The 26,507-nt window shown below is 60.5% G+C and carries 23 protein-coding genes; 8 read left to right on the top strand and 15 right to left on the bottom strand.

All coding sequences use genetic code 11. The features are described 5' to 3' along the window. The first annotated feature begins 21 nt into the window (after positions 1 to 21). The gene (gene pheT, locus HHL09_RS17400; protein ID WP_169455893.1) at positions 22 to 2,403 is read left to right on the top strand and encodes a phenylalanine--tRNA ligase subunit beta; all 2,382 of its coding nucleotides are present in this window, start codon (positions 22 to 24) and stop codon (positions 2,401 to 2,403) included. 334 nt (positions 2,404 to 2,737) lie between these two features. Here the strand turns inward: pheT and HHL09_RS17395 are convergent, their stop codons facing one another. The 4 genes from HHL09_RS17395 to HHL09_RS17380 form a co-directional block, all read right to left on the bottom strand. After that, a complete protein-coding gene (locus tag HHL09_RS17395; RefSeq protein WP_169455891.1) occupies positions 2,738 to 2,974 on the bottom strand; it encodes a hypothetical protein in 237 nt (78 codons plus the stop codon). Positions 2,975 to 3,047: 73 nt separating this feature from the next. Next, a complete protein-coding gene (rpsT, locus tag HHL09_RS17390) occupies positions 3,048 to 3,311 on the bottom strand; it encodes a 30S ribosomal protein S20 (protein ID WP_169455889.1) in 264 nt (87 codons plus the stop codon). Between the two features lie 97 nt (positions 3,312 to 3,408). After that, on the bottom strand, positions 3,409 to 3,984 hold the full coding sequence (locus HHL09_RS17385; protein ID WP_169455887.1) for a L,D-transpeptidase: 576 nt from the start codon (positions 3,982 to 3,984) through the stop codon (positions 3,409 to 3,411). 114 nt (positions 3,985 to 4,098) lie between these two features. Continuing rightward, a complete protein-coding gene (locus tag HHL09_RS17380) occupies positions 4,099 to 5,607 on the bottom strand; it encodes a cellulose synthase family protein (RefSeq protein WP_169455885.1) in 1,509 nt (502 codons plus the stop codon). A gap of 513 nt (positions 5,608 to 6,120) precedes the next feature. Here HHL09_RS17380 and HHL09_RS17375 point away from each other — a divergent pair. The 5 genes from HHL09_RS17375 (at position 6,121) to ygfZ (ending at position 9,409) form a co-directional block, all read left to right on the top strand. Beyond that, entirely contained in the window at positions 6,121 to 6,489 is a 369-nt protein-coding gene (locus tag HHL09_RS17375) for a carboxypeptidase-like regulatory domain-containing protein (RefSeq protein ID WP_169455883.1), read from the top strand. Between the two features lie 69 nt (positions 6,490 to 6,558). Beyond that, positions 6,559 to 6,816, top strand: a complete 258-nt coding sequence (locus tag HHL09_RS17370; protein ID WP_169455881.1) for a hypothetical protein — start codon at positions 6,559 to 6,561, stop codon at positions 6,814 to 6,816. Positions 6,817 to 6,879: 63 nt separating this feature from the next. Then, the gene (locus tag HHL09_RS17365; RefSeq protein WP_169455880.1) at positions 6,880 to 7,719 is read left to right on the top strand and encodes a hypothetical protein; all 840 of its coding nucleotides are present in this window, start codon (positions 6,880 to 6,882) and stop codon (positions 7,717 to 7,719) included. Next, a complete protein-coding gene (locus HHL09_RS17360; RefSeq protein ID WP_169455878.1) occupies positions 7,716 to 8,567 on the top strand; it encodes an NAD(P)-dependent oxidoreductase in 852 nt (283 codons plus the stop codon). The genes HHL09_RS17365 and HHL09_RS17360 overlap by 4 nt, the downstream gene beginning before the upstream one ends. Continuing rightward, positions 8,564 to 9,409, top strand: coding sequence for a CAF17-like 4Fe-4S cluster assembly/insertion protein YgfZ (ygfZ, locus tag HHL09_RS17355; protein ID WP_169455876.1), 846 nt, complete (start codon positions 8,564 to 8,566; stop codon positions 9,407 to 9,409). Before HHL09_RS17360 ends, ygfZ begins: the two co-directional genes overlap by 4 nt. 37 nt (positions 9,410 to 9,446) lie before the next feature. Here ygfZ and HHL09_RS17350 read toward each other — a convergent pair whose 3' ends face one another. The 11 genes from HHL09_RS17350 to HHL09_RS17300 form a co-directional block, all read right to left on the bottom strand. Beyond that, positions 9,447 to 10,589 (bottom strand): FtsW/RodA/SpoVE family cell cycle protein, encoded by a 1,143-nt coding sequence (locus tag HHL09_RS17350; RefSeq protein ID WP_169455875.1) that lies wholly within the window; start codon positions 10,587 to 10,589, stop codon positions 9,447 to 9,449. 30 nt (positions 10,590 to 10,619) lie between these two features. Further along, a complete protein-coding gene (locus HHL09_RS17345; RefSeq protein ID WP_169455874.1) occupies positions 10,620 to 11,492 on the bottom strand; it encodes a LysM peptidoglycan-binding domain-containing protein in 873 nt (290 codons plus the stop codon). Between the two features lie 9 nt (positions 11,493 to 11,501). After that, complete coding sequence (gene murD / locus HHL09_RS17340) at positions 11,502 to 12,806, bottom strand: UDP-N-acetylmuramoyl-L-alanine--D-glutamate ligase (RefSeq protein WP_169455873.1); 1,305 nt, start codon at positions 12,804 to 12,806, stop codon at positions 11,502 to 11,504. Continuing rightward, a complete protein-coding gene (gene mraY / locus HHL09_RS17335) occupies positions 12,806 to 14,020 on the bottom strand; it encodes a phospho-N-acetylmuramoyl-pentapeptide-transferase (RefSeq protein ID WP_169455872.1) in 1,215 nt (404 codons plus the stop codon). Before mraY ends, murD begins: the two co-directional genes overlap by 1 nt. A gap of 3 nt (positions 14,021 to 14,023) precedes the next feature. Continuing rightward, positions 14,024 to 15,391 (bottom strand): UDP-N-acetylmuramoyl-tripeptide--D-alanyl-D-alanine ligase, encoded by a 1,368-nt coding sequence (locus HHL09_RS17330; protein ID WP_169455871.1) that lies wholly within the window; start codon positions 15,389 to 15,391, stop codon positions 14,024 to 14,026. Further along, complete coding sequence (locus HHL09_RS17325; RefSeq protein ID WP_169455870.1) at positions 15,388 to 16,887, bottom strand: UDP-N-acetylmuramoyl-L-alanyl-D-glutamate--2,6-diaminopimelate ligase; 1,500 nt, start codon at positions 16,885 to 16,887, stop codon at positions 15,388 to 15,390. The genes HHL09_RS17330 and HHL09_RS17325 overlap by 4 nt, the downstream gene beginning before the upstream one ends. Beyond that, positions 16,884 to 18,830, bottom strand: a complete 1,947-nt coding sequence (locus HHL09_RS17320) for a peptidoglycan D,D-transpeptidase FtsI family protein (RefSeq protein ID WP_169455869.1) — start codon at positions 18,828 to 18,830, stop codon at positions 16,884 to 16,886. Before HHL09_RS17320 ends, HHL09_RS17325 begins: the two co-directional genes overlap by 4 nt. A gap of 2 nt (positions 18,831 to 18,832) precedes the next feature. Continuing rightward, the gene (locus HHL09_RS17315; RefSeq protein ID WP_169455868.1) at positions 18,833 to 19,171 is read right to left on the bottom strand and encodes a hypothetical protein; all 339 of its coding nucleotides are present in this window, start codon (positions 19,169 to 19,171) and stop codon (positions 18,833 to 18,835) included. Further along, the gene (gene rsmH / locus HHL09_RS26580) at positions 19,168 to 20,142 is read right to left on the bottom strand and encodes a 16S rRNA (cytosine(1402)-N(4))-methyltransferase RsmH (protein ID WP_343224881.1); all 975 of its coding nucleotides are present in this window, start codon (positions 20,140 to 20,142) and stop codon (positions 19,168 to 19,170) included. Before rsmH ends, HHL09_RS17315 begins: the two co-directional genes overlap by 4 nt. Before the next feature lie 669 nt (positions 20,143 to 20,811). After that, entirely contained in the window at positions 20,812 to 21,264 is a 453-nt protein-coding gene (locus tag HHL09_RS17305) for a division/cell wall cluster transcriptional repressor MraZ (protein WP_169455867.1), read from the bottom strand. Between the two features lie 305 nt (positions 21,265 to 21,569). After that, a complete protein-coding gene (locus HHL09_RS17300; protein ID WP_169455866.1) occupies positions 21,570 to 22,376 on the bottom strand; it encodes a hypothetical protein in 807 nt (268 codons plus the stop codon). A 54-nt stretch (positions 22,377 to 22,430) separates the two neighbouring features. Here HHL09_RS17300 and HHL09_RS17295 point away from each other — a divergent pair, with 54 nt between their 5' ends. Together HHL09_RS17295 and HHL09_RS17290 are read left to right on the top strand one after the other, a co-directional pair. Further along, positions 22,431 to 22,727: a hypothetical protein gene (locus tag HHL09_RS17295; RefSeq protein ID WP_169455865.1), complete on the top strand. Its 297-nt coding sequence runs from the start codon at positions 22,431 to 22,433 to the stop codon at positions 22,725 to 22,727. A gap of 248 nt (positions 22,728 to 22,975) precedes the next feature. Continuing rightward, positions 22,976 to 26,467 (top strand): discoidin domain-containing protein, encoded by a 3,492-nt coding sequence (locus HHL09_RS17290; protein WP_169455864.1) that lies wholly within the window; start codon positions 22,976 to 22,978, stop codon positions 26,465 to 26,467. The last annotated feature ends 40 nt before the right edge of the window (positions 26,468 to 26,507 follow it).

Below are 26,507 nucleotides of genomic sequence, written 5' to 3'. Positions count from 1 at the left end.
AACACGGAAGATTTTTTGGCTATGAACGTTTCGCTGAACTGGCTCGCGACTCACGTTGACCTGAAGGGCAAGACCCCCGACGAGCTCGACAAGCTTCTCACCTTCGCCGGCGTCGAAGTCGAAGGCATCGAAGTGAAGGGAGTGTCCTCGGACAAGGTCGTCGTCGCGGAGATCAAGGAAGCTGTCCAGCATCCCAATGCAGACAAGCTCAAGGTCACACAGGTGGATGCCGGAGAAGGCGCGCTGCGTCAGATCGTTTGCGGTGCGAAGAACTACAAGGTCGGCGATCGCGTTCCTTGCGCGCTCCCGGGCGCTGCCTTGCCCGGTGGTTTTACCATCGGCGAGACGAAGATGCGTGGTGTCGAGTCGAAGGGCATGCTCTGCGCGGCCAGCGAGATCGGCTTGGTCGATGCGGAAGACGGCCTGATGATCCTGCCGCACGATGCACCGATCGGAAAGCCGGTGAAGGAGCTCTTCGACAACGACGTGCTTCTCGAAGTCGAAGTGACGCCAAACCGTCCCGATCTGCTCAGCCACTACGGCATGGCCCGTGAAATGGCCACGCTGCTTGAAGTGCCGCTGGCCCCGCTGGAAATCCCGGCACGCGGCTCCTTCACGCAAGACGGCGTGAAGATCGAAGCCAGCGATGCCTGCCCGTTCTACACCGCCGTGAAGATCTCCGGCGTGAAGGTCGCTGACAGCCCGGCATGGCTTGCCGAGCGCCTCGAGTCGATCGGCCTGCGTCCAATCAACAACATCGTCGATATCACCAACTTCGTGCTGCACGAAATTGGCCAGCCGCTGCACGCCTTCGATGCCGCCAAGGTTTCAGGCGCGCTCGTCATCCGCACTGCCAAGGAAGGCGAAGAGTTCCTCGCACTCGACGATCAGACCTACCCCCTCCAAGCCGAGGATTGCGTGATCTCCGATGAAGCCGGCCATGCTCTCGCCCTCGGCGGCGTGATGGGCGGCGCGGAAAGCGGCGTGACCGAAGGCACCACCGATATCCTATTGGAGTCGGCGTATTTCACTCCGTCCCGTATCCGCCGCACCTCCCGTCGCACCGCGCTTTCTTCCGATTCCTCCTACCGCTTCGAGCGCGGCGTGAATCCGGATGGCGTGCTCTCCGGTTCCGCGCTGGCGGTGAAACTGATCCTTGAGATCGCCGGTGGCACCGCCGAGGCCGTCACGATGGCCGCAGGCGAAGCCCCGGTGCTCACGAAGCCAGTGGCTCTTGATCTCGCCAAGCTAGACCAGCTCACCGGCGCTAGCATCGGCCACGATGAAGCTGCAACGATCCTGACCCGCCTCGGCCTTTCCAAGAATGCAGATGGAACCTGGGCCGTGCCGTCCTTCCGCGCCGATCTGCAACGCCACATCGACCTCGTCGAAGAGATCGTCCGAGTGAAGGGCCTGGATGCCGTGCCTTCCCGCTTCAGTGGCACCTTCGTACCTTCCAGCCCTGTCGACGCCGCCTACGACGCTGACATGCGCCTGCGCGAGCGTCTCGCCGGCCTCGGCTTCCACGAGTGCCAGACGATCAAGCTGATCTCCGACGAACAGGTCATCGATGCCCTGCCGCTCAAGCCTCTTCTGCCCGGCGACACCATCCGCGTGAGCCTGCCGCTCAGCGAGGACCACGCCGTGATGCGCCCGAGCCTGGTCCCCGGCCTCGTCGCCTCCGCCGCGCGGAATATTCGCCAAGGCACCAAGGCACTGCGCTTCTTCGAAATCGGCCGCGTCTTCCGCAATGCTGGCGGTGGCAAGGCGAAGGACCTCGAGTCCGATTCGCTCGGCATCCTGCTTTCCGGCCCCGGCCTCCCCGCCAGTTGGGCCCAATCGGAAGCCATTGCGGATCTCTACGATCTCAAGGCCGTTGTCGCTGCACTGGTTCCCTCCACGTCCCTGCAGCTCCTCCCGCGCCAGCGCGAGGGCTTCGCCCTAGCTTGCGATATCCAAGCGGACGGCCAGAACCTCGGCACCTTCGCAATGCTACTGCCCTCCCGTCAGCGCGATCTCGACGCTTCCGGTCCGGTCTTCGTCGCCGAACTCGATCTGCCGAAGCTGCGCAAGCTCGTCGGCGGCAAGGGGACACTGGAGGATCTCCCGCAGTTCCCGGGCTCTTCCCGCGATTTCGCGATGGAAGCCCCCGCCGCCCTTGCGAATGCCGAAATCGAGCGAGTGCTCACCTCAAAGGTGAAGGAGCCGCTCCTGACGGGCTTCGAATGCTTCGACGTCTTCGTGGATCCCAGCGGTGAAAAGCTGGCTGCAGACCGCAAGTCGATCGCCTATCGCATGCACTACCGTGCCGCCGACCGCACCCTGAAAGCCGAGGAAGTCGATGCCGCCCACAAGGCCGTCGTCGAAGCCCTCACCAGCGGACTGAAGGTCACGCAGCGATAAGCCGACCGCACCCGCCGACGGAATTTCTGCGGAGTGGCGCTTTTCAAGCGCCACTCCGAGGGCACCAGCAAAGCCTCGCCCGCCGTGAGCTTTGCACCCCCTCGAAGCAACGGCATCCGTTACGGAAATGGGGGAGTCAGAGCCCAAGCCTTGCAAAGCTTCGCAGCACTCAGACGAATCGCTCAAAGACGAGCGCGAGCAAGCCTGGCCACCGACAGCCTCGTCCACGATACCGGCACCGGCTACGCCGAAAACCCTAGTCTAGAAAAAACGGCAGGCAGTTCCTTCCCAGCCTTGGGAATATCTCCGCTCCGCGGGAAGTCTGGTTTGAAGCTCAGCTCAGGTCACCCGCAGTGACCGAAGTTTGCTCCCGTGCCCCCAGAGCCTTCGCCTGAAAAATGACCCGTTCCGCCGAGTCGTCGAAACGATAGCTGTGGCAATTCGGGCAGAGCACTGCACCAGCCCCGACAATGGAATCGCAGCCCTCGCAGACCTTGTAGCCTGAGGGATTGGCAGCAATTTTCGCAGCCTTGGCTTGCCGCGATTCGGGTTCTTGGGGTGCTTGGGGCATCTCGGTTTAAAAGCAGAAGCGGCGCCGGAAACCGGAGCCGCTTCGGAAAATCAAAAACCGTCCGTAAAGCGGCTCAGGCAATCGAGGCAATCGCCTTGGCGGCCTTGCTCTTCAGGTTGGCTGCCTTGTTCTTGTGAATAAGGCCCTTCTTCGCAGCCTTGTCCACTGCGGAGGAGAATTCAGCGAGCGACTGGCCAGCGGCCGGTGCATCGGCGGCTGCGACAGCAGCGAGGGTCTTCTTGCGCAGGGTCTTGATGACGGTCTTGCGGGCGCGGTTACGCTCCGTGCGGACCTTGGTCTGACGGACGCGCTTGAGGGCGGACTTGTGATTGGCCATGTTCTGAAAAATTCGGACGGTTTCGGCGACCGGGGTCGCGCGGGGGCGGCAATGTAGGGACACCGCCGCCCCTGTCAAGCTTGTCTGGCGGCAGGAATTACAATTTCGCGACGCCAGGATTGCTGACCTGCAGTTGCTGGGTCTGGATCTGCCGGTTGGCGTAATCCTGAAGCATCTGCGGGGAGTGCTTTTTAGCGAACTCCTGACCTTCCCAAGTCTCCAGCAGCGAGCCGCGCATCACGCGCACCTCGGCGCCTTCGCCGATCCGGTCATAAAGGTCCACCACGTCCTTCTGCCCCATGCGGATGCAGCCGTAAGAGGCTGGCGTGCCGAGACGCCATTCTTCCGGCGTCCCGTGGATATAGACGCAGCGCTTGAAGGTGTTTGAGTTCTGAGCTTCCAAGCCGTGCAGCCACATGATGCGACCCACGATGGGATCACGCCCTGGGGCATTTGGCCGAAGAACCTCACCCGTCGGACGGCGGCTCTTGAAAACCATCCCAGACGGATAGCCGTCGCCAATCTTGCGGGCGACCTGCATCTGACCGAGCGGCGTGTAGTTGCTGCCGTTCTTCGAGCCGATCCCGAACTTGGAAGTCGAGATCGTGTAGGATTTCACCGGCTTGCCATCTTTGACAAGCAGGAGCTTCTGGTCCGTGACACTCACAACCATCTTGTTGCGAGTGTCTTTGGCCGTCCCGCAGCTATTCAGCGAAAGAGTCGCGGGGAGCAGTAAAGAAAGGAGGAAGGCGGATTGCAGGATTCGCCTGATCATTGGGGTGCTATCTTAGGATTCCTTGGTGTTTTCAGCAGTGGAGTCCGAAGGAACGCGACCGGAGGGCAGCATGCGGGCCATCGACGAAAGCGATGTATAGAAGAAACCGACCGGGAAGGGAAGCAGAAGAATTGCCGAAGAGACGCGGCCTTGCATCGCAGCTTCCACCACGACGAAGAGGAAGAAGAAGGCGAAGAGCAATTCGACGACCGGAGTCAGGGTCTTCATCGCCTTGTAGCTGGACTTCTTCCAGTCCGCCTTCGGCTTCTGGTCGATGCCGTATTTCGGCGTGCGGACGAAGGCGGTCTGGTGATTGAAGATCGCCTCAATCACCGCCTTGGCATTGCTGACGGACATCCCGATGCCCAGCGCCAGCAGCAGCGGAAGGTAAGGCAACTCCTTCCACCAGCAATTGGGCCGCAATGCCTTCTGAGCCGTGATGTAGAACACTACCACCGACACGGAAGCGAAGAAGAAGATCGGGATATTGACGATGTAGGTCGTCCAAGCGCCGAAATCCGGAGCGGCCTTCTGATTCGGGTAAATCAGGAAGCAGAGGCAGATCAGCATCAGGTAGGCGAAGTTCGAGGTCAGGTGCGCCGTGGCCTCCATCTTGATGTAGAGGGGCACCTTGGCCTTCCAAATGGCAGGCAGGACCTTCTTGCAAACCTGAATCGAACCCTTCGTCCAGCGGTGCTGCTGGCTCTTGAAGCCGTCCATATCGACAGGCAACTCGGCCGGGGTTTCCACATCATTGAGGAAAATGAAGCGCCAGCCCTTCAACTGGGCGCGGTAGCTGAGGTCCATGTCCTCCGTGAGGGTGTCATGCTCCCAGCCGCCAGCGTCGGCGATGCAGCTTTTCCGCCAGATGCCGGCGGTGCCGTTGAAAGTGAAGAAGCGACCGCTGCGGTTACGGGCGGTCTGCTCGAGTTCCAAGTGACCGTCCAAGAACATCGCTTGGATGCGGGTCAGCACGTTGTAAGTGCGGTTCAGGTGACCCCAGCGGGTCTGAATCATGCCGATCTTCTCGTCCGAGAAATAGTGAACGGTCTTCTGGAGCACATCCGGGTTCGGCACGAAGTCGGCATCCAGAATGAAAAGTAGCTCGCCCTTGGCGAACCTGGTCCCGTTTTCGAGCGCACCAGCCTTGTAGCCCGTGCGATCCACACGGTGGATCATTTCCGCATCAAAACCCTGGCCCTGAAGGCGTTCCACGCCAGCCTGACAGATCGCGGTGGTCTCGTCCGTGGAGTCGTCCAGCACCTGGATCTGCAGCTTGTCCTTCGGGTAATCCAGCTTCGCGACCGAATCGAGGAGCCGGTCAACGACGTGCATCTCGTTGAAAACCGGGAGCTGGATGGTCACCAGCGGCAGATCTTGGAAGATCTCCTTGGGCTGCGGCTTCTTCCGGGAGTGGCGGAGGTAGAGGTAAACGATGCAAAGCCGGTGAAAGCCGAAGCCAGCCAGACCGGTTAGCACGAGAACGTAGGAAAAATACCAGAGAGGTGAAGAGAGGTCCATGTGGCTCAGGGATTGGGAAGCAGTCAGTTATCGCCAAGCGATTGAAACAGAAAGATTCCGGGCGGGCCGGAGGCCAACACGTTCGACTGGCCAAGTCAAGCCGGGAAACCCGCGGCTTGCTCGGAATGAGTCCCCGCCAACCCCGGAAATGGAGGTTCTGCGGCAGGATACACCCTGTTAGTGCCCGCTCTTCGAATTTTGTTCGATCCTTTGATTTCAAGGACCTCAGCAGTGGATGCGAGGTAACGGGCCGGGGAATGAGGATCTTTCATTATTCGGAGGCTCCGGCCAGTCACCAGTCCCTTGAGTATTGAATCGGCTCACGTCGCAGCAAAGGATCCCGACCTCAATGAAGCTGCGGGGAACGAGAAAGGAGCGCGCCACCCTCAAAAAGCGTAAACTTCTCAAACGAGCAGGCCGAAGCCTGATCGCCCCAAAAGGAAGGGAGGGCAATGATTCCGCGAAACCTTTTGAGAAGCTCATATCCCTTCTTACCCCTTGGATCCTCATTGTTTGCTTCGCGATCATCTTCAACAACCTCAGGGCACCAAGGGCCGCTTTTACGGCCGGGTCATCGACCCTCTTGGCGGCCCCATCGCCGGGGCTAGCGTACCATGGAAACTCGAGAAGTATCTCTGGTTCGACATTTCGGGCGTCGCCCATACCGATAGCGAAGGATACTTCTCCATCAACGGGCGACGCCTCTCCGGCGACATCCTAACCATCCGCCCCATCGGCGCTTCGGATTATCAAGACACCACTCCATCTGACCGCCGGATCTTCCGCTACGGCTGGTGGAGGGGGAAAGACGAACATGAACCGTTCGGCTCGGAGCCGGTGTTTTTTGAGCTACGGAGGAACGATTCACCAACTTCTCCATAAGCTCCACTCAGCTTGAGCTTCGGGTCGATCAAAACTCGCCCGCTGCCCTAACCTGTGCTATCGTGACGGATGCTAGTCGTCCTGAATTCCACTCTCGCACCCGGCGATCTGCGCGGGAAAATCGAAGAAAAGGCTCTCCAGTTGATCGTGCATGACGGGTTGGTCGAGGTCGAATGGCGGGAGAGCGATTCCGGGCACATGGTTATTTCCCACCACGGTTACAAGGCGATCGTCAGCGGTGCCGAAAGCGAGGAGGCAGACCTGATGAAGGCCCATGATACCGAGCTCCTAGCTTATCTTGAGGAACTCGGGCAGGTAAACGCCTAACCGGCAGAAGGAGCCGCCTCATCCCCCTTGCAGCCGGGGCTTCCCGGTGGCACCATCTGGTTCGTGACTCTTGCACGCCAGTTCTTTGCCGCAGCCGCAGGTGCGGTGATTTTCGGTTCCTCCGCCTATGCGCAGGGAGGGGACAAGCCGGATATCCCGGCCGACCTCCTGGAAGACCCCCATGTCCGCGAAGAACTGGCCATCAATGAGTTTACCGCACCATCGATCGCCAAGATCTTCGAATCCCTGGAAGCCTTGGCTCCCCTGCCAATCCTGAAATTCCAGCGGGATCCGGACATCAAAATGCCGCTGAACCGCGCGGATCTGGCGGTGGATCTCGGCTCTCTGATTGCCGACGGCTTCCTCGTCGTGCAGGCAGGCGAACTTGGCAAGGTGGAGGACCTAGCAGCCGAACTGACTCGCTATGGCAAGGCGCTAGGCGCTGGCGAGCGGGTAAACCGCCATGCCGCGAGCTTGCTGGAAAGCGCCCGCAAGCAGGATGTGCCCACTTTGAAGAAAGAACTGGCCGCCACCCAGAAGGACGTGGAACTCGAACTCGTCACCCTGCGGGATGCGGATCTGGCTCACCTGATCTCGATGGGAGGATGGATCCGGGCCCTTCAGGTCTCCTCGGATGCGGTCGCGAACCAATTCAGCGAGGCTCGCGCTAAGGAAATCATGCGCGAGGACATCGCTGACTACTATTCCTCGATCGTTACCGGCCTTGAGCCCCGGATTTCAGAGCGCCCGAACTTCTTGGCGATGCGCGACATCTTTGCTGGCCTGCGGACCGAGATGACCCTTGAGGATGGGCAACAGCCGACCAAGGAGCGGATCGAAGAAATCCGCCAGCAAGCCTCGAAGCTTGTCGAGCTCGCCCACCAAAGGCAGGAAGGGCCATGAGTTCTTGGAAGATTGCCGTTCTCGGTCTTGGGATCATTGGCTCGCGTGCTGCCGCGAATCTGACGAAAGCAAGCATCGGTGAAGTGCGCACTTGGAACCGCACGCCGAAAGGCCTGCCGGGAGAATGCGCCACGGTAGAAGAAGCTGCGGAGGATGCCAATCTGGTCCTGCTTTTCCTTAAGGATGCCAAGGCCACCCGCGAGGTCGCGGAGCGGATTTTCGCCATGCCCTTGCCCGGCGAGGAGCGAATCATCGTCAATCACGCAACCGTCGATCTCGCGACCACACAATGGTTGGCGTCCGAGTGCGCGGCCCGCGGCCTGAGCTTCCTTGATTGCCCTTTCACGGGTAGCCGTGAGGCGGCGGCAGGCGCAGGTCTGGTTTACTATGCGGGCGGCCCCGCAAACTTGGTGGACCGCGTCGAGCCGGTGCTTCTCAAAACGGCGAAGTCGGTGCTGCGCTGCGGGGAAGCTGGATCGGCGACGGTCATGAAGCTGGTCACCAATCTGATTTCGGCCTGCACCGTCCAGGCCTTGGCCGAGTCGATGGCCACCGCCACTCGCCACGGGATCGCGCCGGAGCAATTGATCGATGCCGTCTCGCGGAATGCCTGTGGTTCGGTGCTCGCCGCGATGAAGCTGCCGACGATGGCCAGCGGAGATTTCGACACCCATTTCTCGCTTTCTAACATGCTCAAGGACAGCCGCTACGTACTGGAACTGGCCGAGCAAGCGGGGATCGAGACACCCGCGATCCGCACCGTTTCGAAACGCATGCAGGAACTCTGCGACCAAGGCCTGGCAGACAAGGACTACTCCGCGCTGGCGGCACCTTACCTGCAGTCATGAGTGATATCCCATCTTGCTTGCCTGCGGCGAAACATTCGCTGCTGGCTTTCCGCGGCCCGGATGCAGTGCGCTACCTGAATGGCCAGCTTACCCAAGACGTGCGAAAGCTGGAGGATAAGGCCCTCCCCGCCTGCGTGACCGATGCCAAGGGCAAGCTCCAGTTTTTCGTCCATGTCTTCCGTGGTCAGGATGACTCGATCTGGATTGAAGGCCCCGCGAACCTTGCCGAAGAACTCGAAGCACGTCTCACGCGATATCTGATCGCGGACGATGTGGAAGTGGAGAACCTTTCCGAGGCATGGCAGCTCGTGCATGTGCCAGGTGCCGCCACCTCTCCTGAGGCAGCGGATGGCTTTGCGAGGAAGGCTTCACGAATCGGAATCGAGGGCTTTGACCTTTGGGTTCCCACTGGAACCGAAATCCCCTACCCCGCCCTCTCCACCGAGGAAGCTGAAGCGGCCCGCATCGCAGCGGGAGTGCCCGCTTGGAACGCCGAGCTCACGGAAGGGATGCTGCCTCCGGAGGCTGGCTTGGACCGCAATGCCATCTCCTATCACAAGGGCTGCTACATCGGCCAAGAGGTGCTTTCCCGCATCAAGACTGCGGGCAAAGTGAACCGAAGGCTGGCTCGCTTCACCGTGCCTGCCGGCGTGAAGCCCGGCGACGAACTTCAACTTCCGGATGCGGAGAAAAGCGCCGGCGTGATCACAAGCGTGTCACCCGTGGCAGATCCAAGTGGTGAGTTCGCGGCACTGGGCTACGTGGAGAAAGCAGGCTTTGAATCAAGGGAGTTCCGCGACCCCGGAGCCGGGGCGCTCATCACCCTGAACGCGCTCTTATAAAGCGGGCCCGGAAGCACAAAGCAGGGCCCTTTCGCTGCTACAGCTTCACCGCATAGGACTTCACCCCGACAAGCGGGACGGGACGTTCGTCCACTACTCGGGACCGGCGATGAATGCCGCAGAGCAGGCCAACCGCGCCCATCGAGATCAACAAACTGGTGCCGCCGTAGCTGACGAAGGGAAGCGGCAGGCCGTCATTCGGAAACACGGCAGTGACCACCGCGATATTCACCATCGCAGGAACAACGATCACACAGGTAAGGCCAACCGCCATGCAACGGTCGAACATGTTCGAAGCCTGCGCTGAAATCATGAATCCACTAATCGCGATCAGAACGTAGCAAAGCACTGCACCGAGAGTGAAGGGGAGGCCAAGTTCTTCACCGACCACCGGGAAGATGAAGTCAATGTGCGCGAAAGTCAGCGTTCCGAATTTCTCCGAGCCATTCCCCAAGCCAACACCCCAAGGCCCCCCGTTACCGAAGGCAAGAAGGGCACGCCATTGCTGCATCCCCTTGCCAAGCTGGTGCTTCTCGAGATCCATCCAAGCCTCAATACGGGTCCAGCGGTTCTCGTTCGAGTGCACGAACAAGAAGGCGGCGGTCATACCCGCGATGGCCGTGGGGACCAGATAGTAGAGCCGGGTGCCTACACAGAAGAAAAGGGACGCCGCCGCAACGGAAAGAGCGAGCGCCGAGCCGACATCGGTCTCGATGGCGATCAAACCTACCGGAAGCCCGATGATCATGCCGGGCAGGATGAAGCCACGCCAGAAGGTGTGGGTTTCCGTCTGCCAGCGTGCAAACCAGCCGGACATGGCGATGATGCCAACCACCTTCGCCAACTCGGAAGGCTGGAACACCCCGAGACCCGGGACCTTGATCCATCGATTCGAGCCGAGCTCGGGCTTCGCGATTCCTGGCACGAAGCAGAACACCAGCATCAGGCACACGGCCGCCAACGCCCAAGGCCAGAACTTGCGCAGCCAGATGGGATCCAGACGGGAGAGGAAACAAGCACCCACCAGACCCAGAACGACCATCTGGGCCTGACGGGTCAGGAAGTGGTACGGCTCTTCCACATTCTTCACCCATGCACTGGTGCTGGCCAGCATGATGAGACCGAGCACGGTCAGGGCCGCGACGGCAGTGCAGAGGATGATGGAAGCGCTACGGGACATAAGCGGGGGGCCTTGTTTCGTTCGTTCGACTCAGGGGACCATCAGTTGCATCCCCACCTTCAGCTTCTTCGGATCGGAGATCTTGTTCGCCTTCATCACCGCAGCCGGCGTGGTGTTGTGAGCTTGGGCGATCTTCCAGAAGGTATCACCGGATTTCACGGTATACTTCTTCGTGGCGGCCGGAGTTTCAGCAACCGGAATGGCGGCCGGGGCATGGGCGATGGAAGGAGTGTCATGCTCTACAACCACGTTGGCAGGACGCACGTTTGGGCGGGCCAGCACCGGGGTGCTGGGATTGCTCGCCGCGGGCGTCGTCGCGGTTGTGGTCGTCTCCTGCCATTCACCATTGCGAAGGTCATCGGCGGGGATCTCCAGAACCGCGGAGCCTTCACGGAGCTTGGCCAGTTCCGGTGAGATTTCAGCCACGATAGTCCGTGGCGGAATGCGCAGGATGCGGCCCGCACGAAGCTCGAGGTTGTCATTTGCAGCGCGGAGGTCCTGCTCCGTCACGCCGTGCTTCGTCGCGATGTTCGTGTAGGTATCACCGGTGGTGGTGATGTACGTCTGGTCATCAGGATTCAGCTTAGGCAGCGACGCTTGGGCATCGGGCAAGGGCTTCGCGGGAATGATCGCATCCTGCTTGGCAGCGATCGCCGCCTTTTGCTCCGGGCCTTCGAACCAGTGGCTGTGTGCGAAGATGCCGGCGATGGCCACGACGTGAATGATCAGGATCACCACCAGCGCGCGGGCGATGCCGAGATTGGGCACATCACCATCCATCTCCGGCATGGGCGCGGCTGCCGTAGCAGCACGGACCTTCTTGCGAGGAATATTCGCGAAGAGAGTGCGCAAGGCGCCCTTCTTCACCGGGCGGCGTTTCACGGAGAGACTCGAGAACTTCATGGGTGGGTATCAGCGAAGGTTGAGAACGATTTCACGAAAGACATCTCCACGCTGTTCATAGCCGGAGAACTGATCGAATGAGGAGGTGCCCGGGGAAAGGAGTATGGTGCTGCCGCGCGGAGCCAAGCGGCGGGCGATGGTCACGGCATCGGCCAAGGTTACCGTTTGTTCGACGGGGACCGCGCTCGCGAACACGGAAGCGAGAGGTGCCGCAATCTGGCCATAGGTTACGGCGGCCACCGCCTTCTTTTCAAGCAGCGGCACTACCGGAGCATAGTCCAACCCCTTCTCCTTGCCGCCCGCAATCAGCACGACAGGCCGGGTCTGGGAGCGCAGCGCACTTTCCAGTGCATGGAGGTTCGTGGCCTTGGAGTCATTGAGATACTCCACGCCATCAAGGGTTCGGACGAGTTCGCAGCGGTGAAGCGGCGGTGCATAGCCATCAAGGGCGCGCGTGGCATCGGCAATCGAGATGCCGATTGCCTCGCAAGCAGCAATGGCAGCCATCGCATTCTCCGCATTGTGCAGGCCACGCATGCGGGTGCTGGCTTCGAGATCCAGGACTGCCTCACCTTTGCGCAAGATTCTGCGGCCATCGGAGAACCAATCGGCCGAGGAATCTTCCGTCGAGAAAGTGATAACCTGCGGCCTGATCGCCGGGAGATTTTCTCCTGAACGAACCACGGCGGTATCCGATTCCGTCTGATTCTCGAAGATGCGGAACTTCGCGTCGAAATAGGCTTGGACCGTCGGGTAGCGGTCCATGTGGTCCGGAGCGAAGTTCAGCCAGATCGAGACGTCCGGCCGGAATCCGCGGATCGTCTCCAACTGGAAGGAACTCAGCTCCAACGAGACGGCATTCGGCACCGGATCGCGCAGGACGATCTCGCTCAGTGGGGTGCCGTAGTTGCCGCAAGGAGCCGCATCATAGCCACCGGCACGCAGGATGCGCTCGACGAGCTCCGTGGTGGTGGTCTTTCCGTTGGTCCCGGTGATACCGACGATTCGGCCGGTGTAGTAACGGGAGGCGAATTCGGTCTCGCCGATCATCTCACCGGCATTGGCCGAGTAAGCTTCCACCATCGGACCGAAGGTATCGATTCCCGGGCTGATCACGAGCAGGTCGCTCTTGATCTCTTTTCCCTTTTCCACCGAGGCACCGGGATGCAGATGGACCTCTACAGGCATGCCCTCGATGACGAAGGCGGCATCATGCACGTGAACCTCCGCACCCTCACGAAGGGCAAGCGCCGCCGCGGCCCGGCCACTCCGGCCAGCCCCGAGGATCACGACGTTTTTTCCAGCGAGAGTCATCAGACGATTTTGAGAAGGGCCAGACCGAAGAGGGCGAGCATGATGGACATGATCCAGAAACGGATGATCACCTGGCTTTCATGCCAGCCACGAAGCTCGAAGTGGTGGTGGATCGGAGCCATGGCGAAGATCCTCTTTTTCCGCAGCTTGAAGCTCCCCACCTGCAGCATCACCGACATCGCCTCCATCACGAAGACACCGCCGATGATCACCAGCAGCAATTCCTGCTTCACGCAGATCGCCGCCGTCCCCAGCGCTCCGCCGATCGCCAGCGAACCGGTATCGCCCATGAAAACCTTGGCCGGGTGGCAGTTGAACCACAGGAAGCCGAAGCCCGCTCCAGCAAGGGAGAGCAACAACACCGCGAGCTCACCCACATAACGATTGTAGGGAATGACCAGGTAGTCCGTGGCCATGTAGAAGTGACCCGCAAGGTAAGCGAGGATCCCATAGGCCAGCGCCACGGTAATGGTGCAGCCGGTCGCCAGACCGTCGAGGCCATCGGTAAGATTCACGGCGTTGGAACAGCCGATGATCACTGCCGCGAAGAAGGGGATGATCAGGAAGCCGAGATCCACGATCCCCGACTTGAAAAGGGGAAAGCAAATCTGGCCTATGCCGATCGGTTCAGCCCCGAGACGGAAGCCCGCCAAGCCTTTCTGCAGTTCCTCGGGAGTCGCGCCGAAACCCGAGATCTCTTTCTTGAAATAGATGAAGCAAGCGGCCACCAGCGCAACCACCAGCTGCCAGAAGAGCTTCGTGCGGGCGCTGACCCCATCGGACTTCTTCTGCTTCACCTTCTTGTAATCGTCACAGAAGCCTAGCAAGCCGAGGGCTGCCATCGTGCAGGAACAAACGGCCACGAAAGGATTCAGCGGACGGGCGCAGACGAAAACCGAAACCAGTACGGAACCCAGGATCAGCACGCCACCCATCGTCGGCGTTCCTACCTTCCCACCATGAAGCTCGGCGAGTTTGTGCACTTCCGCCGCCGTGCGGATCGGTTGACCCACCTTCAGCGAGATCAGCCTCCGGATCACCCGCGGGCCGGCGATCACGCTGACCACGAACGCGAGCAAGCAGCCCAGTGCCGCGCGGAACGTGATGTAACCAAGCAAATTGAGAAACGAGAACGTATGAGCCCAATCCTGAACGCCAGCCGCCTTCTCGGCGTCGAACGCCGCTTTCCACCATTCGTATATCCAGTACAGCATGATTCAGTCTTGGGAGGGGAAGGCCTGGTTCATCACTCGTTCGATCGCAGCGCTGCGGCTGCCTTTGAAAAGCACGACGTCACCCGGCTTGGCATGACCTGCCAGCCATGCGGCAGCAGCGGTACCATCGGGAAAATGTTCAGCGCGGCCCGCGCCTTCAGCGATGCCCTGTGAGCCTTCGCCCACGGCCACGACCACGAGCCCTCGCTCGGCGGCAAGGCGGCCAATCCGCAGATGGGCCTCCGGAGCATGTGACCCGAGCTCAGCCATGCGACCCAGGACCGCGAAGCGCTGGCCGCTATTCTCGCGCACGGGAGTTTCCGCCAGCGTGTCGATTGCCGCTGCCATCGACTCGGGATTCGCGTTGTAAGTATCGTCAAATACCACCACGCCGCCCGAGGTGAAACGGCGCAGTCGCCCGCTAGTCAGCACGGTGCTGGAGAGCCCTTTCGCGATGGCTTCCGGCTGCATGCCAAAGAACCATCCGGCACCGGCGGCGAGCAGTGCATTCGTTACCATGTGGCGTCCGGTCACGGGCAAGCGCACATCCGCCACCGGCTTGTCATCGATCACCAGCGTGAAGCGCGACCCGCCATCTTCTTGGCGAAGGTCTTCTGCCCGGATCAAACCGCGGCCGTTGCCAACCGTGATCACCTTCGCCTTGGTACGACGCTTGAAGTAGTCGTGAAAATCACATCCCGCAGGAATGAAGAGCGCACCGCCCTCAGGCAGGCTGCGAGCCAGCGCCCCCTTCTCTTCAGCAATCGATTCCCGGCTGCCCATATACTCGATGTGGGCGGTGCCGATATTCGTGATAATGCCGAGGCCGGGGCGGGCAATCTCGCAGAGCGGAGCAATCTCACCGGGATGATTCATCCCCATCTCGAAGACCGCGGCCGTATGGCCTTCTTCCAGCGAGAGCACACTGAGCGGAACACCAATGTGGTTGTTCAGGTTCCCGCGCGTGGCACAAACCTGATAAGCCTGCCCGAGCACCGCCGAGGCAAAGTCCTTCGTGCTCGTCTTGCCATTCGAGCCGGTGATACCCACCACCGGCAACTCGCGCTGGCGGCGATACCACGCAGCCAGACGCTGCAGGGCGGCGAGGCTGTCGGGCACGCGGATCACGGCACCGTTTTCCGGAGCATCTCCCTCCCAACGCTCCACCACGACGATGGAAGCACCGGAATGAAGGGCTTGCCGCGCAAAATCGTTCGCATCGAAGCGCTCGCCGCGCAGGGCAAAAAAAACCGAGCCCGCAGGAATCGTCCGCGTGTCCGTGGAAACGGCATTCGCAAGCACGTCACCCCGTCCAGCGGCGAGTTCGCCACCGGCATGCCGGGCCAAGGTGTTTGCGTCGATGGGAGTCATCGTTTGCGATTGGGTTCTTCCGGACGCTCGGCAAGCGCGCGGCGCGCTTCCTTGCGATCGTCAAAGTCGATGGTTCGGTCGGCAAATTGCTGGTACGGCTCGTGGCCCTTTCCAGCGATCAACACGATGTCGCCCTTCGCCGCCGCGTGAATCGCGATGCGGATGGCTTCGGCGCGATCGACCACGAGCTTGTAACGCGATCCGGTCATTCCGGATTCGATTTCTTTCAAGATCGACTCCGGATCTTCGCTGCGGGGATTGTCAGAGGTCACGATGCACGCATCGCTGTACTCCGCCGCTGCCTTGCCCATCAGCGGACGCTTCTTCCGATCGCGGTCGCCGCCACATCCAAAGACGGTGATCAGACGGTTCGGATTCAGCTCCTTCAGGGTGCGGCAGGCATTTTCGATCGCGTCCGGTGTGTGTGCGTAGTCCACGAAAACGCTCACGCCATCTTTCGTTCCGCAGTGTTCCATGCGACCGGGAACTTGCGGCGACTCCGCAAGGGCGGCCACGGCCTCGCGCATCGGGATCTTCATCGAACTGGCAGCAGCCAGCGCGGCGAGCGAATTGTAGACATTGAAGCGGCCGATCAGCGGCGAGCGAACGAGGTAGGATTTCCCCTTCGCCGTCAGCTCGAATTCCATGCCGCGGGCACTCTGCTTGAAGTTGTTCGCCCGGAAGTCGCAATGGACGTTGAAGCCGTAACGGATCAACGGCAGGCGATCGCCGAGCTGGACGACGAGTTTCTCGCCGTAGCCATCATCAAAATTCACCACTGCCACTGGCTTCTTGCCGAGCGGATTCGCGGCCAGCGCTTCGAACCACGAGAACTTCGTCTGCGCATAGGCATCGATCGTACCGTGATAGTCCAAATGATCCTGGGTCAGGTTGGTGAAGATCGCCGCATCGAAGGCGATGCCTTCCACGCGTTTCTGATCGATGCCGTGGGAGGAAACCTCCATCGCAGCGCCCCGGCAGCCGTGATCGGACATCCGGGCGAGCAGGGCATTCAGCTCCACTGGCCCCGGAGTGGTGTGTGTGGCGGTCTTTACCTCTTCGCCATCGTCCACCAGCACGGTACCAAGCAGGCCGGCACGATGCCAGACACGCTTCATCAGATGGTGGAGCAGGAAAGCGGTGGTCGTCTTGCCATTGGTCCCCGTGACACCAGCGAGCTTCAGCTTCTTGGACGGCTCGCCCGCGAGGAGGCTCGCGAAGGCTGCCAAGGCATGCCGCGTATCGCTGACGTGGATGTAAGGGACATTTTCCGGAAATCCGCTGTCGGCGGCAGAATCCGCGATGATCACTGCAGCGCCTTTTTCCAGCGCCACCGGGATGAATTGCCTGCCATCGCGACTTCCGCCACGAACGGCCACAAACGCGGTGCCGGGCTCTACAAGGCGCGAGTCAGCGGTAACGGCGAGGACTTCGACGTCAAGGGACCCGGTGGAGAGCGGGCGTTCAAGGGAGGCGATGAGATCGCGTAAAATCACGGCTTCTGGGTTCCGGCGAGCTTGTCTTCTTTTTGGTCCACCGGTTCGGTGGGAGTGAGATTCATATGAGCGGCGAGGCGGTTACCGATCTTGCCGAAGATGGGGCCGGCGATGCTGCCGCCGTAGCGGTTGACCTTGGTGGTCATCGGATCGTCCACCACCACGACGCAGACGAAGGCGGGATCCTCGGCAGGCATGATGCCCGCGAAGGAAACAATGTAGTGCCCCATCTGATATTTGCCATCCTTGATCCGTCGCGCGGTGCCGGTTTTTCCACCGACCTTGTAACCGGGAACCGCAGCCTGGGTGGCAGTGCCGCCCTTCTGCACCACCTTTTCCAGCGCGGAACGCATCACCTTCGCCGTCTCGGGGCGGAGCACGGTGTTCACCACCTCGGGTTCGTAGCGCTCCACCACCGTACCGTCGTTCGCAATCACCGATTTGACGATGTGTGGCTTCCGCAGCTTCCCGTCACCGGCGATCACGCTGTAGGCGCAGGCCACCTGAAGCGGAGTGACAGCCAGGGAGTAGCCATAGGAAGCCCGGGAGAAGTCGGTGGGATTGCCCGTGTTCCGGACGATGCCGCGGCTCTCGCCACTCAGCAGGATCCCGGTCTTCTTGCCGTAGCCCCACTTCTCGACATAGTCATAGTAGCGGGACATGCCGAGCTGCTGGGCCAGCTTGTACGCACCGATGTTGCTGGACTTCTGAAGCACGCCCTCGACCGTCAGGTTGCCGTAGCCGTGCAAGTCGGGCACGCTCACTTTCCCCTGCTGGTAGTGGCCGTTGTGGCAGAAAATGGTCGTCTGCGGGGTGACCAGCCGCTCGTTGATCGCGGCACCGGCTGGTACGATTTTCATCGTACTGCCCGGCTCGTAGATCGCCTGCAGTGCGTAGCAAGGCTCGTCGAGGTTTTCGAGGCGGTTGAGGTTGTTGAAATGGGGACGGCTCACCATGCCCAGGATTTCCCCGGTCTTCGGCTCCATCACGATCACACAGCCACGCTTGCTCTCGAATTCCGCAAGGCCGGCATCCAGCTCTTCCTCGATGATCGCTTGCACACCCATGTCCAGGGTCAGTTGGACATTGAGGCCCGCGCGGGGTGGCTTCAAGCTGGAGCTATCACCAGGGATGCGCGCGCCATTCGCGGCGCGGAGATGCTCCTGCCATCCATCACGCCCGGCAAGGTAGGTTTCCGTCGCGGCTTCGATGCCGAACTTCCCGATCTGAAGATAGGTATCAGATCCTTCATCGTCCTTCTCCACGGTTTCGCCGGTGTAGCCGACCACGTGGGTGGCAAGCGTGGGTGACGTATACCAACGCTTGAAGGAATCGCGCAGGAAGAAGCCCTCCAGCAGATTCTTATCAATGATCGCCCGCACCCCCTCGGCTGCGTCGGCGGGAAGATCCTTCGCCAGGAGGAACTCCCCCCTTCCCTTCTTGATCGATTCGGTGATCTTGGCGTGCATGTCTTCACGCCGCATTCCCAGCGGGCGGGCGAGAAGGTTCACGGCTTGGGCCAAGGCCTTCTCCGTAAGGACGCCTTCCTTCATCTCCTCGGATTCCTTGAGGATGATTCCGCGCTCCGCGAGCACCCGGCGACGGCGGGCAGCCGCATCAAGCTGGTCCCAGCCCGGATCGGCACTGACCCTCTCATAGGCGAGCGGATAGGCCACGATGGTCGGATCCTCGAGGTGTTTGACATTCACCCACACGGAACCGACGGGCATGCTCTTTGCGAGCACCTCCTCGTTCCGATCCACGATCTTGCCGCGGAAGCCGGGCAGGATCTCCCGGCGCTCGAAGGTTTGGCGCGCCTTGTTCGCATAATGCGTCCGGTCCCATGCCTGGATTTTCACCAGACGCACCGAAAGCAAAGTGAGCCCGGTCACCAGGACCGAGCACAAAACGATACAACGGGATTGGAAGGCGCGCGGCGTCATGGCTATTCCTTCACGACGGCCATTCCGCCATCGTCTTGCGAGGGATTGATCTCATCGAGGGAAGCCGGGGTGATCGCCACCAACGCGGACCCGGTTTCCCGCAAGCGGTCCTTCATTTCAAAGCGGTCCAACATCTTGTCCATGTGCACGTCCACCATGCGGATCTGCACCTGGGTCTGGTCGATACGCTTCCGGCTCTGGTCGATCAGGCGTTCCGTCTGCACCTGCGAATTCTTGTAAACCGCATGCATGACTCCACCGCTCACCACCACCAGGGCAGCAAGGATCAACGTGATGAAAACGGAAGGATGAGTCTTCGGTTCGGAGCGGAGGCGATTCATCGGGGTGAGGTGGCTGGGTCCAGAAGCTCGGCGACCCGCAGTTTCGCACTGCGGGCCCGGGGGTTGATTCGGAGTTCTTTTTCGCCGGCGGCGATGGCTTTTCTAACAGGCAGCCGGAAGCACCAATCGGGGTTCGGCCGCGGTTCCGGCCAGTCGGGCCGGTCGATGTAAGGCTTTGACCGGTGCTGCATGAAGCGCTTCACCATCCGGTCCTCCAATGAATGGAAAGTGATGATCAACAGGCGCCCACCCGGCTTGAGAAGATCAACGGAGGCTTCCATCGCACGCTCGAGCGAGCCGAGCTCGTCGTTCACCGCCATGCGGATGGCTTGGAAAGCTTTCGTCGCAGGATGGATGCGACCGCGTCCACCAAGGGCTTTCTCGATGCAATCGGCGAGGTCGGTCGTGATTTCGAACTTGCGGGTCGCACGGCGCTTCACGATCGCGGCGGCGATGCGGCGGGCCTGAGGCTCTTCGCCCAGCTCGAACAAGATCTTCACCAGTTCCGCTTCCGGCCAGGTGTTCACCACCTCGGCCGCATCGAACTCGCAGGACGGACCCATGCGCATGTCGAGGGGCCCGGCGCCGCGGAACGAGAAACCTCGTTCCGCGGCGTCGAGTTGCCGGGAAGAAACCCCGAGGTCCAAAAGCAGGCCATCGGCTCTGCTATCCCCCCGGACCTCGGGGATGTCCCGGAGATCTGCAAAGTTGCCCTGCCAAGTGCGGAAACGGTCACCATAGGCGGCCAGACGCTTCGTCGCGTAAGCCAGCGCTTCAGGATCGCGATCGACACCAAGCACCGAGGCTCCGGCCTTCAGGAAAGCCTCGCTGTGTCCGCCGCCACCCAAGGTGCCATCGATGATCAGCTTGCCTTCGCGTGCTTCCATCCACTCGCTCACCTCTTCAGGGAGCACGGAGAGATGGTAGTCGTAGGCACCGTCGCCAGCCTCTTTGGTATTGAAAGTCTCCAACGGCCGCCGGTCCGCCAACCAGCCAGGAAATGCGGACCGGACAGCCGTGTCGGAATGAACGGAAGGGCGCGCTGTCCCGAGTGCGCCAGTCTGTTCGCAAGGAAAGGAGTCGGGGGTCCGCGCGAACAACCAGCCAGAAGCCGCGCGGACCGCCGAGTCGAAAAGCGAAAGGGTTACTGTCCCGAGAAACCCCTTCCGCCCAGCCAGGAAAGTCACCGACCGCCGTCCTGCCAACCAGCCATGGAAAACAGGCCGGACGGTCGTATTGATGTGAACGGAAGGGCGCGCTGTCCCGAGTGCGCCGGTCCGTTCGGATGGAAAATCTTCGGAGACCCGCGCGGACAACCAGCCAGAAGCCGCGCGGATCACCGTATTCAGAAGCGAAGAGGGTCCTGTCCCGAGAAACCCTTTCCGCCCAGCTTGGAAAGTCACCGACCGCCGCCCTGCCAACCAGCCATGGAATGCAGGACGGACGGTCGTATTGATGTGAACGGAAGGGCGCGCTGTCCCGAGTGCGCCGGTCCGTTCGGATGGGAAAGCATGGCCCAACCCCGACATCCGGACGCATCCTGCGGTGGGTGCCGCAGGCCCGCCTGGGGCGGATGCCGGAGTTGGATGGGCGAACAGCATGTTGTCGCGTTAGGTGTGGGTGGGTGAAATCTGGGATGCTTAGAGGACGCCGAGGTCGCCGTCGTCCATGCCGAGCTCGATGTCAGTGATCCGCTCGAAGGTCTCCTGCGTGCTGAGCATGTAGAAAGGGCCGCGACCCGCGAGGATCACGGGGCCATCCGCTTTCAAGCCGATGCGCTCGCTCCAATCCTTCGGGATGGTGAGCTTGCCTTGGCTGCTGACGGTGGCCTTTTTCGACATCATGCGGAGGTGTCCGACGATCTGCTGCTTCTTGGCAGGGGTCAGATCGCTCTTCTCCACCTGCTGGAACTTCAGGTCGAACTCCTCCTCGCTGAACACCTTGATGACCGGCAGGTCGTGTTCCTTGGAAAGCTGGAGCCGGATCGGTGTCTCCTCGCTCACCGGGCGCCATTCAACAGGGACGGAAACCCGGTATTTCGGGTCCATCTTGTAGTCGAAGTGACTCTCGTGGATGCGAGCAGAGGAGGACATCGAGTGCGGATAGTCCGCTGAAGTGCCTCGAACTACACCAAAGTACACTCAAATGGTCAAACCAAAATCAAAGAGCTCCAAACAAAATTTTAATTCCTACATTACCAATTAGTTACAGAGTGCACTTGCACCCCGGAAACTACACAAATCCGAAAAATTCGGAGCACCGTGATCCGATTTTTTATAAAAACACCCGTTGAAAATCAGTCTTCAGGCCCAAAATACCCAAAATCGGCAGCCGGTGAGCAGCCCGAGTGTACTGGAAGCCTGTCCGGTGTGTCCCGGTGTACTTTGGCGATCGTTGATCAGCGCAGCTTCAGCGAAAAGCGTCCCTTTCCTTCCGGATCCTTCTCTTCGTCATGCTTCCATCCGAGGTTGAAGCCCTCGTAAAGCGCACCTTCACCCTTGTTCCACAGCTCGAAAAATCCGGCCGCTCCGGCATTCAGGTCAAACTTCACTGCCTTGTAGGCCGCCATCTCCAGGCGCGCTTGGGAAATTCCGGAGCCGGAATACTCGTCAGCCTCAGCATTCAGCGGGGTCAGCAGGTCCAGCTTCAGCTTCTTGCCATCCACCCGGAGCAGATCAACGCGATCCTTTTCCATCTTTTGTGCCAGCTTCTCGGCATCCTTCTCCTTCGCGTAGAGGTTCGGGAATTGGATGCGCATCGCGAAGCGCAGCGGCTTCGTGTATTCACCCTTCTCGACGACCCGTCCGCCACCGCGAATTTCATCGCCGGCAATCTCGAGGCTCACCTCGAATTTTGCCCCCTTTTCCACGGTGCCCTTGAAGCTCACCTTTCCAGGATTCACCGCAGCAGGCGTCACGGCCTCCCAGCCATCGGCAATCGCGGTTTTCGCGACAACACGACCGTCCGGCGAAACTTCCTCGATCAGTGGAACCATCTTGATGGCGCTGAATTCACTGACGAAGCCCTTTTTCTCATTCGGCGGCATCAGCAACATCTCCCCTTTCCGGTTCACGATCAGGCGGATCGAACGCTTTTCATAACCCGCGTACTGTCCCAGCCAGGGTTTCTCGGCAAGTTGGGGGAGTTCACCGGCAGGAAGGAGAGAAGTGGAAAGCCCGAGGCAAAGAAAGATCTGGCGCGTCATGACAAGCTTGAGGGAAGACGCAAGCCCTAGGCTTTGCGAGACGTTTCCCCCCGCATGGACGCTGAAAGCCTCGCTCGCTCTGCCACTACCGATAGCACCCCTCCAGCCGGTCTCTCCGCGGAACTCCGCGTGCTCTGGCTCGCCCGTGCGGGCAAGTGGGATCAGGCCCACGATGCATGCCAGGATCTTCCCGATCCCGCCGGAGCTTGGATCCACGCTTGGCTTCACCGCGAGGAGGGCGATCTCGGAAATGCCGCTTATTGGTACTCCCGCGCCCGGAAGCCGGTGCCAGCCAAGGAGCTCTCCTTGGAAGACGAATGGCTGGACATTGCGCGCGCTTTGGCACGCTAAAAAAGATTAATTTATCTTCATAACCGCCGCATTGGTGCCTTCTTGGCACCATCCGGCGGTTTTTTCGTGTCTTTTTTGTAACGCAATACCCGACACATAACCCATTTAATTCAAACGAGTTTCAAACGAAATGCCGTTGAACGCAGTTTTACGCCTGCGTCGATGCCCCTTGACTCTGTTGCCAAACCTAAATTAGCAAAGAATACCCCAAAAAAACCCAAATTATGAGAAAACCCAAATTCGCTCATATGGGGGTTCTATGGGCCGTACTCGCGACGGCTCACGGAGCACCCGTAACTTGGACCGGACCAACGGAAACGGTCAGTGAAGCATCGATCAGCCTCAATGGCACCCTCTACCACGCCGGCACCTGGGGAACGGGTGCAGGCACAGGGCCACTGGCAGTGCCGGTCGGATCGGAAACCATCGTTTTCGAAAACATGGTCACTGGTGCCGCCATCGGCATCAACAATGCCGTCGCCTCCGGTGGCGAGTTTTACGATGCCGGAGCCTGGGTCCCCACCGGGACTGCCAACGCAAATTTCGACGCCGTCATGGATGGCTTCGCGCCCGATGGTGCGAACCCGAAGTCGGTGATTGTTGGCGGCCTCGTCGCCGGAAAAACCTATCAGGTGCAGCTCTTTGTTTCGGATGACCGCGGCTGCTGTGGCGGCCGGACCATGGAATGGAGCGACAATGCCACCGACGGTGCCGGCAACGAGACGACCACCTTCGCCATGAATACCAGTCCCTTCGTGATTGGCACCTTCACGGCAGACGGCCCCACCCAGACCTTCTATGGACGCGGGGTCGCCCAGACCCAGAACGGCGTGAACGCCTACATCGTCCGCGATTTGAACCCGGATACCGACGGAGACCAGATCCCGGACCATGTCGAGGACAGCTACCCCTTCCTGAACAAGAACGACAATGCCGACGCCGCTCTCGACCAAGACAACGATGGCCTGAGCAACCTGGTCGAATACCGGAAGAGACTGCTGCTCGATGACAATGACTTCGACAATGACGGCTTGAGCGACGGCCTCGAAGTCAACACCTACAACACCAATCCGCGCGTCACCGACACGGATGGCGATGGCCTGAGCGACGGTGCCGAGGTCAATACTCACCATAGCAGTCCGACCTCGCTGGACTCCGACGGGGACTTCTTCCCGGACGGCTACGAGGCTCAGGCGGGCACGGCGCTGGATAGCGCCGCCAGCACGCCGAACAACCTCGTCATCACGAACCTCGGCACCGGCACGGGAGCCTTGCTCGACTTCGACCTGACCGATCCGGAGAACGATGGCAGCGATGCCACGGCAGAAGGCTCCGGCTTCAATTGGGTCAGCGTGACCTCGAACGGGGCAGCCGCCCTCTTCAGCCCGGGAGAATCCGCGGCCAACGTCTTCGACAACAAGGTCGGCGGCGGCGAAATGAAATGGTGCTGCGGTGGCAACTCCGCACCCCAGAACATCACCGTCGAGTTCTCCCAGTACACGAGCCTTCAGTATTTCACCATCACCTCCAGCAACGACGCGCCCGAGCGCGATCCGCGGGTATGGGAAATCCAAGGATCGAATGACGGACTCACCTTCGCTCCGATCGTCCGGATCAACTACACCGGCGGACAGATCTGGACCGCTCGCAACCAGGTCCTGCAAATCGCGCTGCCGACGCGATCGCTTCCCTACAAGTTCATCCGCTATCAATCCCTCACCACCGGTAGTGGCAACCACGCCCTGGGAGAGCTCGAGTACTTCGGCCTGCAGAACAATGCCGATGCCGATGCCGACCTGCTGCCGAAGCTCTATGAGGATCTCTATCCGGCGATCCTCAGTGATGCGGTCGCTTCGGATGCCGCCCTCGACTCCGACAATGACGGCTTGTCCAACCTCGAGGAATTCCAGCGGGGAACGAAGCCTGACGACGACGACACCGATGATGATGGCCTGAAGGATGGTCTGGAACTCGACCAATACTTCACCAATCCTTTCGTGGCCGACACCGATGGCGATGGCCTGAGTGATGGTGCCGAAGTCAATGGTGACCCGGTTCACAACTTCACCTCGGATCCGACCTTGGCCGATACCGATGGCGACCTTTTCAAGGACGGCTACGAAGTCGCCCAGGGCTCCGATCCTGATTCGGATACCAGCACGCCCTACGGTGTCTCCGTGTCCCTTGCCGCGGGACTGCTTCAGCGCGATATCACGGACCGCAACAACGACGGAAGCGACGCCACGCTCACGGGCAGCGGCTTCGATTGGGTTTCCATCACCGCGAGCTCGAAGGCCGACTTCAGCCCCGCGGAAGGAGCCTTCAACGTCTTCGACAACAAGGTTGGTGGCGGCGAAGCCAAGTGGTGCTGCGACCCCGCGCCGCAGAGTATCACGGTGCAAATGCCATACGGCGTCCAGCTGACCCACTTCACCCTGACCTCGTCGAACGACTCTCCGGAACGTGATCCACGCGTGTTCGCAATCCAAGGGTCCAACGACGGCGTGACCTTCACCGACATCTTCAACCATACCGATGCAAGCGGCAGCTTCTTCGGCACGGCACGGAATCAGACGGTGCAGTTCACCCTCGCCACCCCGGCACCGACGTACCGGTGGTTCCGCTACGCGGTAACTGCGGCACAGAGCACCACCCAGCATGCGCTGGGAGAGATCGAGTACTTTGGCATCGACCAAGACAGTGACTCCAATGGCCTGCCGGACTATTGGGAAGCTCTCTATGGCATCACTGATCCAGGAGGAAACCCTGACAACGACGGACTCACTAACCTCCAGGAATTCACTGCGGGCACCCATCCCACGAACAGCGACACCGATAACGACGGCCTGCAGGACGGTGCCGAGGTGAACACCCACAACACCAACCCCACTCTGGCCGACAGCGATAACGACCAGATTGCGGATGGCTACGAAATTGCCCACAGCAGCGATCCGAATGACTCCAACAGCCTGCCCGTCTTCCCCGAAGTTACTTGGGGCTCTCCCGCGAATATCACGGGAACGCTCGCCGACTTCCAGACAGGCGGCCTGCTTGTCAATGCCTGGACAGGCGGTGCCACGGCGGTGAATATTCCCGACCTCGGCATCAACTTCCAGCCCGGCTACTCGCTTGGCGCGCGCTTCACCGGCTTCGATCCATTCACACGGACGGCCAGCAACGCCGACTACGAGAACCTGCTCAACTCGGGAAGCTTCTCGGGATCCCCGCGGTTCGTGGAATTCACCGGCCTCACGGTTGGCGAACAATACCGTATCCAGATCTGGGTGGCTGACACCCGGGCAGGAGCGAACAAGCGCTTCGAATTCGATACCTACGATCTCACCAGCCCGCGCGTGGAACTCAGCGGCGGCACGGGGGATTTCACCTCGAACTCCGGCCAGTTCGTGACGGGCACCTTCACCGCGACGGACACCCGCCACTACATCTACGTCAATGATCCGGATGTCCCCGGTTCGCAGTACAACGCGATCACCCTCTACCAGACCACCGGCATCCCGGAGAATCTGGTGGTAACCGCCACGAGCTTCAACGGTGCCGCCTTCGAGCTGCACGTGCAGGGCTTCGATACCACGAAGAGCTACAAGCTGCGCCGCAGCACCGACCTCATCAATTTCAATGACGTCGGAACGCCCTTCACTCCCACCTCGTCCTCACAGGTCGTGACCGATCCGGCACCGCCGGCCGGCAAGGCCTTCTACAAGATCCAAGACGTTCCGTAAGTCCAGGTCCGGAACACTTGACCCTGGAGCCCTTCGATGC

The organism is Luteolibacter luteus (assembly GCF_012913485.1).
Lineage (GTDB): Bacteria > Verrucomicrobiota > Verrucomicrobiia > Verrucomicrobiales > Akkermansiaceae > Haloferula > Haloferula lutea.
Note: the sequence above shows the minus strand (reverse complement) of the source record. Positions and strands in the feature narration are given on the sequence as shown.

Bases quoted from the DNA above. Each gene is read 5' to 3' on its own strand.
- pheT (WP_169455893.1), top strand. From the start codon at position 22: ATGAACGTTTCGCTGAACTGGCTCGCGACTCACGTTGACCTGAAGGGC.
- HHL09_RS17395 (WP_169455891.1), bottom strand. From the start codon at position 2,974: ATGCCCCAAGCACCCCAAGAACCCGAATCGCGGCAAGCCAAGGCTGCG.
- rpsT (WP_169455889.1), bottom strand. From the start codon at position 3,311: ATGGCCAATCACAAGTCCGCCCTCAAGCGCGTCCGTCAGACCAAGGTC.
- HHL09_RS17385 (WP_169455887.1), bottom strand. From the start codon at position 3,984: ATGGTTGTGAGTGTCACGGACCAGAAGCTCCTGCTTGTCAAAGATGGC.
- HHL09_RS17380 (WP_169455885.1), bottom strand. From the start codon at position 5,607: ATGGACCTCTCTTCACCTCTCTGGTATTTTTCCTACGTTCTCGTGCTA.
- HHL09_RS17370 (WP_169455881.1), top strand. From the start codon at position 6,559: ATGCTAGTCGTCCTGAATTCCACTCTCGCACCCGGCGATCTGCGCGGG.
- HHL09_RS17360 (WP_169455878.1), top strand. From the start codon at position 7,716: ATGAGTTCTTGGAAGATTGCCGTTCTCGGTCTTGGGATCATTGGCTCG.
- ygfZ (WP_169455876.1), top strand. From the start codon at position 8,564: ATGAGTGATATCCCATCTTGCTTGCCTGCGGCGAAACATTCGCTGCTG.
- HHL09_RS17350 (WP_169455875.1), bottom strand. From the start codon at position 10,589: ATGTCCCGTAGCGCTTCCATCATCCTCTGCACTGCCGTCGCGGCCCTG.
- HHL09_RS17345 (WP_169455874.1), bottom strand. From the start codon at position 11,492: ATGAAGTTCTCGAGTCTCTCCGTGAAACGCCGCCCGGTGAAGAAGGGC.
- murD (WP_169455873.1), bottom strand. From the start codon at position 12,806: ATGACTCTCGCTGGAAAAAACGTCGTGATCCTCGGGGCTGGCCGGAGT.
- mraY (WP_169455872.1), bottom strand. From the start codon at position 14,020: ATGCTGTACTGGATATACGAATGGTGGAAAGCGGCGTTCGACGCCGAG.
- HHL09_RS17330 (WP_169455871.1), bottom strand. From the start codon at position 15,391: ATGACTCCCATCGACGCAAACACCTTGGCCCGGCATGCCGGTGGCGAA.
- HHL09_RS17320 (WP_169455869.1), bottom strand. From the start codon at position 18,830: ATGACGCCGCGCGCCTTCCAATCCCGTTGTATCGTTTTGTGCTCGGTC.
- HHL09_RS17315 (WP_169455868.1), bottom strand. From the start codon at position 19,171: ATGAATCGCCTCCGCTCCGAACCGAAGACTCATCCTTCCGTTTTCATC.
- HHL09_RS17305 (WP_169455867.1), bottom strand. From the start codon at position 21,264: ATGTCCTCCTCTGCTCGCATCCACGAGAGTCACTTCGACTACAAGATG.
- HHL09_RS17300 (WP_169455866.1), bottom strand. From the start codon at position 22,376: ATGACGCGCCAGATCTTTCTTTGCCTCGGGCTTTCCACTTCTCTCCTT.
- HHL09_RS17295 (WP_169455865.1), top strand. From the start codon at position 22,431: ATGGACGCTGAAAGCCTCGCTCGCTCTGCCACTACCGATAGCACCCCT.
- HHL09_RS17290 (WP_169455864.1), top strand. From the start codon at position 22,976: ATGGGGGTTCTATGGGCCGTACTCGCGACGGCTCACGGAGCACCCGTA.